The organism is Flavobacterium sp. AK-301 (genome assembly GCF_058310215.1).
In genome coordinates this window covers 1-791 of record NZ_JBZEES010000041.1, presented here as the reverse complement: position 1 = coordinate 791, position 791 = coordinate 1, and the positions used below count along the sequence as shown (strand labels likewise).

Below are 791 nucleotides of genomic sequence, written 5' to 3'. Positions count from 1 at the left end.
TCATTTAATTTTGTAACGGTCAGAACCAAATCATCTGGATTTATCACAGTATGAGACGTATGAATTACACAACCAGTGGTTTTATTCTTTATTGTAAAAATATAAGAACCAGACTTCAGATCTGTAAAAATCGGCATATCTCTCCATGTTACTCCGTCATCAATACTGTATTCAAAAGCATATGGATTTGCCGGAGTAACGTCACTCTCTGTGGTCATTACTTCAATCTCAACACTTTCTCCTGTATTAATACAGCTCATTTTTTCGGTAACCTTAGCTGTTGCACTCACTAATTCATAGAAAGGATAGATCTCCTTCACTTTTATTTTTTTTATGCACCCCACAGTATCAGATACATATATTGTATAAAAACCTCCTGCAACATTAGTAATGTTCCAGCGTACTTCTGATGTAGGTTGTATTGTATTATCAATAGAAGCTATAACCTCTCCACTAGCAGTATTTTTTAATTCAAAATTATACTTGCCGCTTCCGCCTGTTACTTGTGAAGGATCAATCGTGATAACAGCGTTGTTCATAGTGTTACCTGTAGTACAACCAAACTGTTTTACATCCGGAGCTCCGATTGCAATATCCTCCGGCTGACCTATGATAACCGTTTTTTCACGATCACAACCTCTTTCTGAAACTACTTTAATAACATGATTCCCTGCAGATAAACCCTTAAAGACATTCAATTCCTGAAGAGTACCTCCATTAATACTGTATTGATATGGAGTATTGATATTCGTAGCGTCCAGATTAACAGTAATTGTACCGTTATCTCCACC

At 36.3% G+C, this 791-nt stretch carries 1 protein-coding gene; it reads right to left on the bottom strand.

Annotated features, from left to right (window positions below; translation table 11 throughout):
• On the bottom strand, positions 1-791 hold a 791-nt coding region (locus tag AC4FQX_RS15155; RefSeq protein ID WP_491168559.1), incomplete at both ends, for a hypothetical protein.